14 protein-coding genes are annotated in these 14449 nt (G+C 46.1%); 4 read left to right on the top strand and 10 right to left on the bottom strand.

Annotated elements, in window-relative coordinates:
* Positions 1-140: 140 nt before the first annotated feature.
* Positions 141-308, top strand: a complete 168-nt coding sequence (locus tag ACSQ2E_RS05275) for a hypothetical protein (protein ID WP_435989584.1) — start codon at positions 141-143, stop codon at positions 306-308.
* A 108-nt stretch (positions 309-416) separates the two neighbouring features.
* On the opposite strand, the gene ACSQ2E_RS05270 is transcribed toward ACSQ2E_RS05275, so the two are convergent.
* From ACSQ2E_RS05270 to ACSQ2E_RS05260, 3 genes are all read right to left on the bottom strand, one after another.
* On the bottom strand, positions 417-1193 hold the full coding sequence (locus ACSQ2E_RS05270) for a 3-hydroxybutyrate dehydrogenase (RefSeq protein ID WP_435989583.1): 777 nt from the start codon (positions 1191-1193) through the stop codon (positions 417-419).
* A 4-nt stretch (positions 1194-1197) separates the two neighbouring features.
* Entirely contained in the window at positions 1198-2520 is a 1323-nt protein-coding gene (locus tag ACSQ2E_RS05265; protein WP_435989582.1) for a GntP family permease, read from the bottom strand.
* A 267-nt stretch (positions 2521-2787) separates the two neighbouring features.
* Positions 2788-4146 (bottom strand): sigma-54 interaction domain-containing protein, encoded by a 1359-nt coding sequence (locus tag ACSQ2E_RS05260; RefSeq protein ID WP_435989581.1) that lies wholly within the window; start codon positions 4144-4146, stop codon positions 2788-2790.
* Positions 4147-4321: 175 nt separating this feature from the next.
* Between ACSQ2E_RS05260 and ACSQ2E_RS05255 the strand changes: the two genes are divergently transcribed.
* On the top strand, positions 4322-4825 hold the full coding sequence (locus ACSQ2E_RS05255; RefSeq protein ID WP_435989580.1) for a cupin domain-containing protein: 504 nt from the start codon (positions 4322-4324) through the stop codon (positions 4823-4825).
* A gap of 326 nt (positions 4826-5151) precedes the next feature.
* On the opposite strand, the gene ACSQ2E_RS05250 is transcribed toward ACSQ2E_RS05255, so the two are convergent.
* The 3 genes from ACSQ2E_RS05250 to ACSQ2E_RS05240 all read right to left on the bottom strand — a co-directional run bounded on the left by ACSQ2E_RS05250 (position 5152) and on the right by ACSQ2E_RS05240 (position 6929).
* Positions 5152-6339, bottom strand: a complete 1188-nt coding sequence (locus tag ACSQ2E_RS05250) for an MDR family MFS transporter (protein WP_435989579.1) — start codon at positions 6337-6339, stop codon at positions 5152-5154.
* Positions 6340-6474: 135 nt separating this feature from the next.
* Positions 6475-6639: a hypothetical protein gene (locus tag ACSQ2E_RS05245; RefSeq protein WP_060672924.1), complete on the bottom strand. Its 165-nt coding sequence runs from the start codon at positions 6637-6639 to the stop codon at positions 6475-6477.
* Complete coding sequence (locus ACSQ2E_RS05240) at positions 6636-6929, bottom strand: YtzC family protein (protein WP_435989578.1); 294 nt, start codon at positions 6927-6929, stop codon at positions 6636-6638. The genes ACSQ2E_RS05245 and ACSQ2E_RS05240 overlap by 4 nt, the downstream gene beginning before the upstream one ends.
* 200 nt (positions 6930-7129) lie before the next feature.
* On the opposite strand from ACSQ2E_RS05240, the gene ACSQ2E_RS05235 reads away from it, so the two are divergent.
* Both ACSQ2E_RS05235 and ACSQ2E_RS05230 read left to right on the top strand, forming a co-directional pair.
* Positions 7130-8095, top strand: coding sequence for a TIGR01212 family radical SAM protein (locus ACSQ2E_RS05235; protein WP_435989577.1), 966 nt, complete (start codon positions 7130-7132; stop codon positions 8093-8095).
* Positions 8092-8664 carry a class I SAM-dependent methyltransferase gene (locus tag ACSQ2E_RS05230; protein ID WP_435989576.1) on the top strand — a complete coding sequence of 191 codons (573 nt, stop codon included), beginning with the start codon at positions 8092-8094 and terminating at the stop codon, positions 8662-8664. Before ACSQ2E_RS05235 ends, ACSQ2E_RS05230 begins: the two co-directional genes overlap by 4 nt.
* Positions 8665-8704: 40 nt before the next feature.
* Here ACSQ2E_RS05230 and ACSQ2E_RS05225 read toward each other — a convergent pair whose 3' ends face one another.
* From ACSQ2E_RS05225 to ACSQ2E_RS05210, 4 genes are all read right to left on the bottom strand, one after another.
* Positions 8705-9709, bottom strand: a complete 1005-nt coding sequence (locus tag ACSQ2E_RS05225; RefSeq protein WP_435989575.1) for an LLM class flavin-dependent oxidoreductase — start codon at positions 9707-9709, stop codon at positions 8705-8707.
* 104 nt (positions 9710-9813) lie between these two features.
* Positions 9814-12222, bottom strand: a complete 2409-nt coding sequence (locus ACSQ2E_RS05220; protein ID WP_435989574.1) for an immune inhibitor A domain-containing protein — start codon at positions 12220-12222, stop codon at positions 9814-9816.
* A gap of 322 nt (positions 12223-12544) precedes the next feature.
* Positions 12545-13618: a tetraprenyl-beta-curcumene synthase family protein gene (locus ACSQ2E_RS05215; RefSeq protein ID WP_435989573.1), complete on the bottom strand. Its 1074-nt coding sequence runs from the start codon at positions 13616-13618 to the stop codon at positions 12545-12547.
* A gap of 13 nt (positions 13619-13631) precedes the next feature.
* Positions 13632-14435: a lysophospholipase gene (locus ACSQ2E_RS05210; RefSeq protein WP_435989572.1), complete on the bottom strand. Its 804-nt coding sequence runs from the start codon at positions 14433-14435 to the stop codon at positions 13632-13634.
* Between the last annotated feature and the right edge of the window lie 14 nt (positions 14436-14449).

Raw genomic sequence — 14449 nt, 5'->3', positions numbered from 1 at the left:
TTTAGTGAAAAATATACAGAAGCGCAAGCCTATTGTTGGTTTGTGGATAAGAATTTTGTCATTTGTTCCAGAGTATGGTTGAAAATTTGGCCGTACTCGTCTGTTATCATACTGTTTTTGAGAAGAATCGGGGTTTTTCGTTGGAAAGGGACCGGTCACGGGAGAGGAGTCCGGCCCTTTCAGTACAAGTTGGGACCGGTCTCCAGACGAATCCAGCCGATTCCGCTGAGAATCCGGCCGATATCGAGAAAAATCCAGCCGTTTTGACCTTGAATCCAGCCGAAACGGAAAATAATCCGGCCGTTTAGATGAAAAATCCAGCCGTTTTACATTTTCATCCAGCTCAATATTCACTTTCGACACACCCCTCAAAAAAAAAGAAACGGCCCCTTTAAGAACCGTCTCTCTCCACCAATCTATTGAACCATATACCCGCCATCCAAAACAACTGCCTGACCGGTGATCCCTTTTGCTGCATCACTGCAAAGGAACATCGTATAGTCTGCAATTTCTTTGACGTCCAGTAATCGTTTCTGGGGCACCAAAGGATAGATGACTTCTTCAATCACCCTCTCAAAAGGGACGTTGCGCGTCTTCGCGAGATCCGCCAGTTGGTTCCGGACCAGAGGCGTATCCACGTAGCCCGGACAAACCGCATTCACGGTGATGCCATGCTCCGCCGTTTCCAGTGCCGCGACTTTCGTCAAGCCGATGACTCCGTGTTTCGCAGAATTATAGGCGGCTTTGCCGGAGAATCCAACCAATCCGTTAATGGACGCCATATTGATGATCCGCCCCGAACCATGCTTCTTCATGTGGGGAAGAACATGCTTGATGGCGACAAATGGGGCCGTCAGCATGACTTTTAACAGCAGTTCGAACTTTTCAGTAGGGAACTCTTCGATATGTGATACATGCTGTAGCCCTGCATTGTTGATCAGGACATCGAGCTTCCCAAAATGATCCACCGTTTTTTCGATGGCTTCTTTTAATTCTGATTCCGAGGTTACGTCACAGCCCAATCCGATAACCTCATATCCTTCTGTTTTAAGGGATTCTGAAGCTTCCCGGGCAGCATCTTCCTTCAAATCCGTCAGGACGACTTTCGCTCCAGCAACGGCAAATTCCCTGCCGATTTGGTAGCCGATGCCCTGGGCTGCCCCTGTTATGAATACCACTTTATTTTCTACCATTTTCTTAAACCCCCACTCCCAAGCTGAATAGTATAATCGCAAGTGCCAATCCGATAAGAGGAACGATGACCGTCAATGCTCCGACAGCGCCATACGCTTCTCCGTGTGATTCATTACAGATCGAGCGGATCGTCGTCACGACATAACCATTGTGCGGCAGTGAATCCAGTGCTCCTGAAGATATTGCCACTACCCGGTGAAGGGCTTCTGGATTGACACCCATCTCGACGTAATGCGGTGCAAGAATCGGCAGTGCAATCGCCTGACCACCCGAAGCCGAACCTGTCATTCCGGCAATGACACTGACGGCGATGGCTCCACCGATCAACGGTGAACCGGGAATATTCGTCATGACATCGACTGCTGTAGTGAAGGCAGGCACGGCTTTGGCCACCCCACCGAAACCGACAACGGCAGCCGTGTTCCCGATCGCAATCAACGCTCCGACCGTCCCCTCGGAAACAGCTCCCCAGAAGCCTTTGAAATACTTACGATTCAATACATAGGCGGAAATGACCCCGCCGAGCAAGGCGATGATCAGAGCCGATTGCTTTAAAGAATCGTGGAATGAAAAAGCCAGGGTGAGGACGACCAATAATGGAATCAATCCCATGAACGGGTTTGGTAATGGTCTGCCTTCATCAATGATCGGATCTTCTTCACGTGCGTGGAATTTCTCTCCTTTTCTCACAGCCTTCGTGATCATGCGCTTTAACCACCAGTACCCAAACACCGCCATGAATACGGCAACGATCAAGCTGACTTCCCAGCCTGCATAAGGCGTTGTGTTTAAGTATTCGATGGGGATCCAGTTTTGGATCTCCGGTGAACCGGCTGAGGTCATCGTGAATGTGACCGACCCGAACGCCAATGCCGCCGGAATGAAACGGCGTGGCAGATCCGCTTGTTTAAATAGACTGACAGCCATAGGATAAACCGAGAATGCTACAACGAACAGGCTGACTCCCCCGTACGTTAAGACCGCACAGGCAAGCACGATGGCGAACACAGCGTATTTCATCCCCAATTTTTCTACTACGAAACGGGATACGCTGTCTGCAGCACCGCTATCCTCCATCACTTTTCCGAAGACGGCTCCCAGTAAGAACATCAAATACCAGGCAGCGACAAAGCTTGTGAAACCTGACATATAGTTCGTGACGAGATCCGCTTCACCTTTCCCTGCCAGTTGCGGAAAAAGCGGCATGCCGCTCAGCACTGCGACAAATAATGCCGAGATGGGCCCAACGATCAGGATATTCATGCCCCTCATCGTTAAAAAGATTAATAAAATGAGTCCTCCAATCAAACCGATCATGCTTAACATGGTATTTCCCCCTTTGTTCTCTAAATATGATGACGCTTACATTTTTATCTTGCTGTGTACGCTCCCCTTTCCCAAAAATATATTCACTGAGAAACATGCAATAATTGTGCCAACTTTCAGATTACTATTAAAACACAGCGGAATTTTTGTGAGTCCGAAATTCTGGACAAATTCATCCTTCAGTCACGAAATGTTCACCATTCTCTTTAAAAAAAGATAGTCCGGAAAAGCGGACTATTTTCCGCATTTCCGGACTATCTAATGAGTTTATAAAAGCCCATATTTATTTAATTTTTCATACAGGGTGGATTTACTGATTCCGAGCGACTCTGCAACCTTTCGCTTATCGGGTTGGGCTTGGAGACTTTGAGTCAAGACGGACTTTTCCGTTTCTTCCAGGATTTCTTTCAGCGTTTTCGATCCCACTCCATATACATTACCCGACTTCATATATGTCGGTAATGACTGAAGGGAAATTTTGCTTCCATTCGACAGATAGGTTGAAGCATGAATGACATTTTCCAATTCACGCAGATTACCCGGCCAGCTGTATGAGAGAAAAATCTGCATCACCTCTTGGTCAAAATCCTTGATGCGTTTTCCAGAGGATTTTGTGGATTTTTCCAAGAAAAAGGATGAGAGGGTTTCAATATCCTCTCTCCTCTCTCGCAGTGGAGGGATCTGAAACGGGATGACATTGATCCGGTAATACAGATCACTCCGGAATCTCTTTTCTTCCATCATTTTTTCCAGCGGACGGTTCGTGGCGGCAATGATCCTCACGTCCACATTCTGAATCCGGGTTGAACCGACTGCCTCGACTTCCCCTTCCTGTAATACCCTGAGAAGCTTCGCCTGCATATTAAGAGGCATGTCACCGATTTCATCAAGGAACAATGTCCCCTTATGGGCAAGCTGGAATTTACCTTTCTTTCCGCCCTTTTTGGCCCCGGTAAATGCTCCTTCTTCGTAACCAAAGAGCTCCGACTCCAAGAGCTGTTCAGGGATCGCTGCACAGTTCACTTTAATGAAAGGCTGTCCACTTCTTTCACTCAGCTGGTGAATGCTGTGGGCGAACAGCTCTTTACCCGTTCCGCTTTCCCCTCTGATCAGGATGGAAATATCACTCGGGGCGATCATTTGTGCTTTGTCCTTCAATTCATTCATACCGGGTGATTCCCCGATGATATCATTCAGCGAGTATTTCACCCCAGTATTGATATCCTGTATGTAACTTTGGATTTTTGACATCATGTTTTTCACATGTGAACTCATTTGCATCCATTCACTCGTATCACGGAAAATGACGGTTCCGAATGCCCCGATCACCTTCCCGTCCACTTGAATAGGGATTCGGTTGGCAATCATGTAATTTCCTTTGATATATTGAAGGTCGGCCACCTCTTCTTTCCCGCTTTCAGCTACAATGTGCATTCTCGTGTTTTCAATCACATTGGTCACATGTGCTCCTATCGCTTTCTCCCGTTCAACCTCAAGAAAGCGACAGTAATTATCGTTTATATAGATGATGATTCCTTCGTCATCGACGACGACCAGCCACTCGAAAGCGTTCTCAAGAATGATTTCGATCATGTCGACGGACACCTTTTTTAATAAACTGCTCATTTCCCATCGCCTCCTCTGTTTTGCAAGAGAACATATACCTCTATAGTAGCACATCCTATCATGGGCTTTTTGAAAACAATTCAGATTTGTCAATAACTTCAATTACCAGTCGAGATTCGGTTTAATGCCTGTCGTATTAGGGAATCTTCTTAACAATGAATGGAGGAATGAAAGGATGAGAATCGCAGAACTGAATATATTTTATTTCGAAGACGATGGAATCATCCCAAATAACCCGGACCTGCCCGTACTCATTTACCGGAACGCACTCAATCAGGCAAATGAAGCCGAAGAGATTTTCAACCAGAATCACTGGCTGAACAGCTGGACAAACGGCATTTACGATTATCACCATTATCACAGCAATGCCCACGAAGTATTGGGTGTCATGCAGGGTGAGGCAAGCGTTCAATTAGGCGGGGAAATGGGCAAGGAAGTGACGGTCCATCAAGGTGATGTGATGGTCCTGCCAGCCGGGACCGGTCATAAGAAATTGTCAGCAAGTCCCGACTTTAAAGTCGCCGGTGCCTATCCGGACGGAGACAGTTATAATTTAAAAAAGGGCTCATTACGTGAACGCCCCAGTGTGTTAATTGAAATCAAAAATGTTCCCCTTCCAACATCAGACCCAGTATTTGGCGATAAGGGTCCTCTGATAAAATATTGGCTCAAAAAATGAGTTAGAAACCATTCTGCACTGTATTCATTCCTATTTCTCTATAGTAATGCTTCTTAGAAACGGCTATCATTACTTATAAATGCACAATATAATCTTCGGATAAAGATTATATTTATAAAATAGTCTTGTTTTCTTTCAAGTCCTATGCTATTCTATTATAGCGATGAGCTGAATTGTGTAAGTCGGTGATCACGTCCTTGTGACAACAAACGATGTGGCGTTTGCTGATTATCCGCCTCAATTTTTTTGCAAGTGGGCTTCCATAGGAAATGGGAGCCCTTTTTATATGGAGAAAACCCCCAATGATTTACTCATTGGGGGTTTCTTCATTGTTGAACGGATACTGTCACGGCGCTTTTCTTTTTCAATGGACGGTCATATTGACTGGTAATCAATAATGATACGATGAAAAACGCGATCAGTGTCATGAAGAGCACCTGCATGCTGAATACATCAACCAGCACCCCTCCGATAAACGGACCGATCATTCTTCCACCGGTTGCCGTACTGTTAACGATCCCCTGATAAAATCCTTCCCTGCCCTTTGGAGCAAGTGAGTTCGCTATTGTCGGGACCGCCGGCCAGATGAGCATTTCACCGATCGTCAAGATAATCATGGCAATGGCAAACCACTGAAATTGATCGGCAATCGAAGCTACACCGAATGAAATCATGAAAATGATGGTCCCGATCATGATTTGCAGCTTTAAATTGTTTTCAAAGCGCTTGATTGCTTTGGATAAAAGCGGCTGAGCAAGAACAATCAATGCTCCATTGATCGTCCATAGTAAGCTGTATTGTTTCAGGGATATATTGATTTCCTGCGTATACGTGGCGATGGTGGACTGCCATTGCACGTACCCCATCCAGCATAAAAGATAGGCTGCACATATGAAGAGCAGTGCCTTCAGCTTCGATTTATCCCTTATCACCTTCGATTCATTCAACACCGACGTATGATGACCCTCAACCGAAATGCTCCGATATCCGAAGAAGGCGATGAAGAAAAAGACGATATACATAATCAGATTGGCCATAAATATATAGTTAAAGGAGAATGAGGCGACGAACCCGCCCAATGCGGCCCCTACGGCCACTCCAATGTTTTGGGCGACATAGACGGAATTGAATGCTTTCCGTCCCCCTTCCGGCCACACCGAACCTGCCATGGCGTACATGGAAGGAAATACGATACCTGACCCGAATCCGACAACGGTCAGGAAGACGATATAGTATGAAAAGCCGTGCCAAATATTCATGCCGATCAGGGCGGATAATGTGATTGAAATTCCTAACAGGATGGAACGATAACCGCCAAAACGATCGAATAAAGTCCCTCCGATCAGATTCCCGATCACACTCGCGCCTGCATTCATCATCAGCACAATTCCCGCTACAGACAGTGACTTCCCTAAATTTTCATGAAGGTAAATCGTATTAAGCGGCCATAAAAAAGAGGCACCTGTCACATTCACCATCATTCCAATGACAAGTAACCATAATGATTTGGGCATCATTCTGCCCCCTTTCCACCCTTTTATTTCGAGTCCCAAAAGGATTTTACTCCTTTTCAGGAAAGGGGGCAAGAATTATTTTTTTGAAATCACAAAAAAACCAGGCACTCCTTTTGAGCACCTGGCCGGGGACGTTTATTTCCCGTTATGATGATTGGATTTAACGGGCTGACCCTGTTTTTCGTAGCGTTTTTTAGCTTCTTTGACAGGATTGTTTTCAGCACCGAATTCCGTATCCAATTTCCGGAAATCACTACGGGTCTTTTGTTCAGGGTTGTTTTGATCGGAGCGTGTACTCAATGTAATTTACCTCCCACTACATTCGGATCATGATCCAACAAAATCATTTCATTTTGCATCGCTTGAAGTTGAAGTCTCATGCGATGCAGTTGTTCACGCTGTTGGGAGTTTGCACTGTTCGCCATGTGAGCCACGTCGTTGACCGCCTCTTCAAGCTGCTGCATGGCCTGTGTATACTCCACATCATGATAATGCTCCTGCTGTGTCCCTGCTTTATATTGTTGTTGAGCGTAACGAATGGCATCTTCGCACTTCTGAATGCATTCATCCATCGAATTCCTTGTTGCCATTTCGACTACCTCCTTGATGGTTGGAATCAAGGAGAGGAAGGTCCTATCCTTACTCTCCTCCATCTTAGTTTGAACTTGTTTGCCCGTTTCAAAAGTGGTAATCTCCGCCTATTTCCATGCGCAGGATACATTTGTCCCCGTGTTCATGATAAAATCTTTTTAGCGTCATACATACCGCTATATCACTTGAAATTTAGGAGGTGTTTGTCATCGGGACAAACCCATTTCCATATGCAACAGATTCAAAACGATATCACACATGGAATTATCACCTCCGAAACCATTTCGGACATAAGGTGTTTAAAGTTGCCCTCGACGGCGGGTTTGATTGCCCAAACAGGGATGGCACGGTTGCACACGGCGGCTGTACCTTTTGCAGTGCATCCGGATCCGGGGATTTTGCCGGAAGCAGGGTCGACTCCTTAGAGAAACAATTCAATGACATCAAAGGAAGAATGCATAAAAAGTGGAAAGACGGAAAGTACATGGCTTATTTCCAGGCGTTCACGAATACCCATGCACCCGTTGACGTCCTGAAGGAAAAATATGAATCCGTTCTGAAGCAGGATGGAGTCGTAGGCATTTCCATCGCCACGCGACCTGATTGCCTTCCTGACGACGTCGTCGAATATTTGGCTGAATTGAATGAGAGAACGTATCTATGGGTTGAGCTCGGGCTGCAAACCGTCCATGAGAAAACGGCGGGCTTAATCAACCGGGCCCATGATTTTCAGTGTTATGTCGAAGGTGTCCATAAATTGCGCAAGCACGGGATCCGTGTATGTTCCCATATTATTAACGGACTTCCACAGGAAAATGAGGAAATGATGATGGAAACGGCACGTGAAGTGGCAAAGCTTGACGTTCAGGGAATCAAGATCCATCTTCTGCACTTACTGAAGGGAACCCCCATGGTCAAGCAATATGAAAAAGGTCTCGTGGAGTTCATGGACTTTGATCAATACGTGAAACTCGTTTGTGACCAATTAGAAGTCATCCCTCCTGAAATGATCGTTCATCGAATCACAGGGGACGGACCTATCGACTTGATGATCGGACCGATGTGGAGCGTGAATAAATGGAGCGTACTGAACGCCATTGATGATGAATTGAAACGCCGGGACAGCTGGCAGGGAAAATATTATAAAATGGATGTGAAAGCATGAAATTAGATCGAATACTACCTTTCGCGAGAGAGCTTCTGGAACGGGCGGTGGAACCCGGAGATATCACGATAGACGCGACGCTTGGGAATGGGCATGACACCCTGTTCCTCGCTCGCCTGGTTGGGGAAAATGGCCGGGTATACGGTTTTGATATCCAGGAAGAAGCCATCCATAATACGAGGGAACAACTGATCACCCACGATCTCGCTGACCGGGTGACCCTGTTCCATCAGGGACATGAGACCGTCATGAACGTCATCCCGCCATTGCATTACGGGAAAGTGACGGGGGCCGTCTTCAATCTTGGGTATTTGCCCGGCGGTGACAAGGATATCGTCACCCGTCCTAAGACGACGATACTCGCGTTAAATCAAATTCTCGAAATGATGGCTCCTGAAGGGATCCTCGTCCTTGTCATTTATCATGGACATCCTGAAGGCGCCGTTGAACGGGACTATATCCTCCGCTACGTAGAGCGATTGGACCAAAACTACGTGCATGTCCTGAGATACCAGTTCATAAACCAGCTTAATAACCCGCCATTTATCGTGGCGCTTGAGAAAAGATGAAAGTAGGGACGGACCTCCGCGGAGGTCCGTCCCTATCTTTTTATAATAATTCGTTGGCGATCAGCTCGAATGATTTAAGTTTATCTTTGAAATCGTAGGTGATGCTGACAAGCATGATTTCATCGGTTTGATACTGCTCGCTGAGTGCGAGTAGCTTTTCTTTTACTTTCTTCGGACCTCCGACCACCATGCGCTTACGGTTTTCCCGCACTCTCATGGCTTCGAATGGGGTGTACTGATACGCTGCCGCTTTCTCAGGGCTCGGGGTTCCGTTCGATCGCATGCCCTGTTCTATCATCAGGATGGATAGATCGATGCTTGACGCGACCCTTTCAGCTTCTTCATCCGTTTCGGCACAGATGGCAAAAACGGCTACGATGTTCTTCGGTTCGTTTAGGTACTCTGATGGGACAAAGTTATTCCGGTAGGCTTGCGTATATTGAGGACCGCCTTCCCCATTGATGAACTGGGCAAATGTATAAGGAAGTCCTTTTTGCGCGGCAAGCATGGCACTGGATGGACTTGACCCAAGCATCCAGACTTCCGGCATGGTCTTGATCATCGGTGCTGCCGTGAGTCCCTGGTATGGATGGGTATCAGGTAGGGAATCCGTAAGATAACCGAGAAGATCATCGATTTGTTCCGGGTAACGATTTACATCTCTAGGCTTCCCGTCATGAAGGGCCATCGTGGCCATCGGCATTCCACCGGGAGCCCTCCCCAGGCCTAAATCGATCCGATCCGGATTCAAGCCTTCAAGCAAACGGAAATTCTCCGCTACTTTGTATGAAGAGTAATGGGGAAGCATGACTCCCCCGGATCCGACGCGGATCCGTGACGTATTCTGTGCAAGATGGGCAATGAGCACTTCCGGTGATGAACCGGCAAGGCTCGCGGAATCATGGTGTTCTGATACCCAGAACCGTTCAAACCCCAGTTTCTCTGTATGCTGTGCTAATTTCACTGTATGATTTAAAGCCTCTTGTGGGCTCATTCCTTCTGCAATCGGTGACTGATCTAGTACACTTAGCTTCAAAATGGACATCTCCTTTGATTGATGTGTGTATTATTATCAATTCTGAGGAAAAAAATGTCCACTAACATGCTTAAAGGGTGACGGCCGGAATGGCCATCACCCTTTTTGCTTCCTTATTTTTTGTAAAGTAACACTTTACCGACTGTACCGTCAGCACTTTCTCCTGTTACACGGAAATTCAATCCGTAGTTCGGTACATTACGTCCAGCGTCTACAAGAGCTTTATTGCTGTAATCCTTGCTATCATCAAATAATGGATTACGGGCAGTGTGGTTGTCTTTCATTGTAAGGCCGAGTAAATCAGTGTAATCAAGGAACATCTTCTCTGATTTATTCAGACTGAATGCAGCATCGTGGATCTGGTAGCGAGTAGATCCAACTGAACCGTCGCTCCAGTAGTTGGCCTTTTGATCTGCATCGACAACTCCAAGGTAACCATCCCCTGGATGTTTACCAGTCCAGTTATCAGAGAATGAATTATCCACATACCATACAACTAATCCTTCGTTATATTCCATCAGGCTTGCACCACGGCGGATGTTGGCAAGACCTTCATCGACACCGTTGTGGCTGCGCCATTCAAGCAGGTAGTAATGATCTTTAAGCGAAATTCCATTTGATACTTCAAAACCATCTGTTGTGAATTGAGCCTCACCTTCAGCACCGTCTTCAAACACGACATTTCCATCCACTGTCAGTGTTGCATTATCCATAGCAAACCCGTCAAGGGCCAAGCCGCCGTCCGTCACATAGTTGAATTCAAGCGTCACTTTATCACCTGCAAATTGGCTGAGGTCATACGACTTATCCACCCATTCACCATTTGTCGTTTCAGCACTTGCATCCCCATTCGTATCATCGTCACCGATGACATCCAATTCAACTTCCTTGCCGCTGGCTGTTTTAGCGGTTACGTATAGATAGTCGTACTCAAACTCCACTTCATACAATGTTTTGAAATCGAATGTAGCGGTTGTAGCATTGGTTAAGTCGAATTCAGGAGATACTAACGTCGTATTGAGGTCATCCCCTTTTGTACTGTAGTAGTACTTTTCACCAAAGGCAGGTTTGATTCCCTGCACTTCTTTTTTAGGAAGAGTCACCTTCACGACATCATTGTTCGTACCTTTTGTAGCAGCTTCGTCCAGAAGGACTTCCATCCCTTTACTATCTAGATCTTCAAGGGCTACTTCTGTACCAGTCTGCCAATTTCCTTCTGTACCTTCACTATCCACTACAGCTGAAGCTTGCAGCATTTCCTTCGCGTAAGGACTGAATCCAGTCGGCTGTGCTCCAGGGATGTCCCCCGCCCAGCTTCCGCTTGCCATGATGGACCAGTAGCTGATTGCTTCACCGGCACCAGAGTATTGTGTATCATACTCGTCAGGCAATCCTAAATCATGTCCATATTCGTGGGCCATGACTCCGACTGCACCGTCTTCCGGTTCGATTGTGTAATCATACGCGTACATTGTCCCTTCTCCCCAGTAATCAACTTCAGGAGTAGGAGATCCGGCAATCGGGAAGATCCCGCCAAGATTCCAACGGTGGGACCAGATAGCGTCAGATCCTAAAGATCCACCACCCGCTTCTTCACCAACACCTGAGTGAATGACCATTAAGTGATCGACAAGCCCGTCCGGTTCAAGATAATTTCCGTCACCATCAAGATCGTAACGATCCCACTTATCATAATCAGCAAGGTTCACTTCAGGGTCTGCAGCAGCTTTAGCAAGTGCTTCTTTAATCAAGCCGCGTGCGTTTACGTCGCTGCCATCCGGCTGGGGATCATTTCCACCATACTCAGCGGCAGGCTTGTCCGCTGTGTACCAGCCAGCAACCTCACCATCTACTGAATAACTTCCGCCAGACTGCTGTTCATAGTATTGTTTCATGGATACATAGGCCTTACCGTCAGGCCCTGTCCAGCCACCTGTACCAAAAAGCATATCCTGATAGTGTTCTCTTGAATAAGCATCTTCACCTTCATAATACATATCCGTTTCATCTTCGGTCATGGTGTTATGTGGCTTGTCCGGATAATCAACGAGAAGGACTAACACTTCATCTGTTCGTTTCTCACCATCATATGCTTCTTCTTCAACCGAGTCAGGTTTATTTTTCTTCGCATGTCCAAGCTTATTTCCTTTACCATGAGTCAAACCGTTTTTCTTCATTTCTTTTTTCAGCTTGGTCTTCGTTTCCGCTACCTCATCCTGAAGTTCCCCTGGATGATTTTCAGCGGAATCTGCTTTCGCTTTCAGGAATTTTTGAAGTCCCTTCTGTGCTTCTGCAGCTGTCGCATTCTTCTTGATCTTTCCTTCTTTCTTCAGCATCTCGATCAGGCGTTCATCATTTGCAATTCCTAAATCGAAAGCCCCTCCATGCTTATGATCATATTTCACCGTTGGCTTCGCTAACACATTCTCAGGCCCCACGGTTGCAGCTGATGCAGGTACAGCAAATGCCCCTACACTCAGTGCTGCGGCCATGGCCATGGATAATACTTTACGTGATTTCAAACACGATTCCCCCTTAGTTATGTACTAAATATTTACACTAACTACAATATACTCCACTATTCTGAAAAGTAAATATATTCAGAATAAATTTGGTTATTTAGTATTACGAAATAAATACAATATAGTTAAAAAGATCTATATAAGCTCGACAGAATAATAGGACTATAGTCACTAAACCAGGAAAATCAACAAAAATATTTTGTATAAATATGGTATATTTAGTCTTACATTGGATAACTGTGTCCAACTTTGGTTGGGGAAAATAGACAAAAAAAGGGACGGACCTCCGAAGTATTTCGGAGGTCCGTCCCTCGAGCGTCTATTAAGATGTTTTTTTGCGGTTTCTCCATTTGCGGTAAATTTTCCCGTTCAGGTAGAAGAATCTGGTGATCCAGCCGGCTTCTCCGATGAATTGCTTGGAGAATGATTGGACGCTCGCCTGTTTACTGGCTTTGTCGTCGGACAAATAGACCCCGATGAGTCCTTTATTGATCAACCGGTGAAAATGGGCATGGGGGAGCTCATGGGTATGTTCATCGGCCTTCTGCAGAAAATGGATGAGTCGCTCTTTTAAATGCTCATCATTTTCATAGTAGAAACAGAAGTTCAAATCTCCCCCTTCCCGGTCCTCATCCTGATCGATGAAATAATCGAGAAGGATATGCAATCCTTGAATGTACGGGAAATACCCCCGCTTGATTTTCTCTGTATACGAAGGCTTAAAGTCACTTCGATTGGCATAAGAGACTAAGCAGAAGATTCCAAGAGTCGAACCCGAACATGCGGAAAACTCATACCAGTCCATTTCAGGCAGGTTCGGGCGATGGGTTTCAAACCAATCCTGAAGCCTTCCCTCTCTCTCTTCTTTCTTCACGTGTTTATGTATTTGCAGATCACAATAGTACTCACACAGTTCCAGGAGATCTTCCTTGATACTGTCGTAGTGACTTAATTGACGTAGAACGGATTGGCAGGTCAGGACCAAATCTCTGAGATATCCTCCATCATCCTGATCCCGTCTTAATGCATAATAATTGACGGGTTCCGCCCCCACCGTCAGGGAATCCTTCATGGACTGATGAAGGAGGGCGAAGTCATCGGGATCAAGGGACACACTGCGATCGCACAGATTATCCAGATAATCGCTGATCGTCTGATAGGCGACGATGAATCGGATCGTATCTGCTTTATGATCCAATGCCAGAAGGGAAAGAATCGATCCTCCCTCGCAATGGAACGTTTTATGGTGGATGCTCGCAAGTGCCTGGTTCCTCAGTTCCTGATTGGGTATCTTTTCCGCCCTTTTTTTCCAGCCGTCCAATTCCTCATGCACGATAGGAAAAACGGTGCGATATACTCGTGTCATTAATGAAAAGGGATCACTTGGTATCGACATTTCATCACCTCTTTTACAAAATGTATCCCAGCGCTTTCAAGCGACTTTCAATGAAGATCTTTGAATACTCATAAATTTCTTCTCTTTCAGGTTCATTATAAATTTCATGATAGCACTTTGGCCATTCTTTGTAATGCATTTCAGATAATGACAGCTCATTGAACCATTTTTTCACGGCTTTTTTTTCGACGATTTTATCATCCCCCGCCTGCATTACAAGCAAGGGGACATCAGGCATTTTTTCCAGGTTGGTGAATGCTGCTTTCATCGCCTGTACGAGCTCCCTGTACCAGCGGACAGACACTTTCGTTATATAGAGCGTATCATTGCTGTCGATTTCCCGGACATCTGCGTTCCGAGTCGCCATATCGATGGTCAAACCTGACGGGAACTTCACCATCGGAGCGATTTTATTTAAACCGAGGGATAATAGCTCGACCGGTTTAGCCGGGGTCGTAACCAATCCTAAACACGGCGAGGATAAAATGACACCCGCTACGTTCACATGGGATTCCTGCAGGAGTCGTATGGCGATAAGCCCGCCCATACTATGACCGATCACAAAGACAGGCAATTCGAATTGATAGGCTGCCTGGACCCAGTCCTTCACTTCCACGATGTATTCATCAAAGGAATCGATATGTCCCCTATGGCTTCTTGACGTCATTCCCTGACCGGGTAAGTCACCCATGACGACGTGAAAGCCTGCAGCACGCCACATTTCAATGAGCCAACCATATCTTCCGTGATGTTCCATCGCCCCATGAATGATGACGATGACTGCCTTTGCCTCTTGATCTGATTCCCATTTCCACATGGCAAATCCTCCTT

Source organism: Rossellomorea sp. LjRoot5, from assembly GCF_964253455.1.
In the GTDB taxonomy this organism is placed as follows: Bacteria; Bacillota; Bacilli; order Bacillales; family Bacillaceae_B; genus Rossellomorea.
The sequence above is the reverse complement of the archived record's forward strand: the minus strand, read 5'-3'. Positions and strand labels throughout refer to the sequence as shown.

Coding starts and splice junctions, on each gene's coding strand:
- ACSQ2E_RS05270 (WP_435989583.1), bottom strand. CDS start 1,193: ATGGTAGAAAATAAAGTGGTATTCATAACAGGGGCAGCCCAGGGCATC.
- ACSQ2E_RS05265 (WP_435989582.1), bottom strand. CDS start 2,520: ATGTTAAGCATGATCGGTTTGATTGGAGGACTCATTTTATTAATCTTT.
- ACSQ2E_RS05260 (WP_435989581.1), bottom strand. CDS start 4,146: ATGAGCAGTTTATTAAAAAAGGTGTCCGTCGACATGATCGAAATCATT.
- ACSQ2E_RS05255 (WP_435989580.1), top strand. CDS start 4,322: ATGAGAATCGCAGAACTGAATATATTTTATTTCGAAGACGATGGAATC.
- ACSQ2E_RS05250 (WP_435989579.1), bottom strand. CDS start 6,339: ATGCCCAAATCATTATGGTTACTTGTCATTGGAATGATGGTGAATGTG.
- ACSQ2E_RS05240 (WP_435989578.1), bottom strand. CDS start 6,929: ATGGCAACAAGGAATTCGATGGATGAATGCATTCAGAAGTGCGAAGAT.
- ACSQ2E_RS05230 (WP_435989576.1), top strand. CDS start 8,092: ATGAAATTAGATCGAATACTACCTTTCGCGAGAGAGCTTCTGGAACGG.
- ACSQ2E_RS05225 (WP_435989575.1), bottom strand. CDS start 9,709: ATGTCCATTTTGAAGCTAAGTGTACTAGATCAGTCACCGATTGCAGAA.
- ACSQ2E_RS05215 (WP_435989573.1), bottom strand. CDS start 13,618: ATGTCGATACCAAGTGATCCCTTTTCATTAATGACACGAGTATATCGC.
- ACSQ2E_RS05210 (WP_435989572.1), bottom strand. CDS start 14,435: ATGTGGAAATGGGAATCAGATCAAGAGGCAAAGGCAGTCATCGTCATC.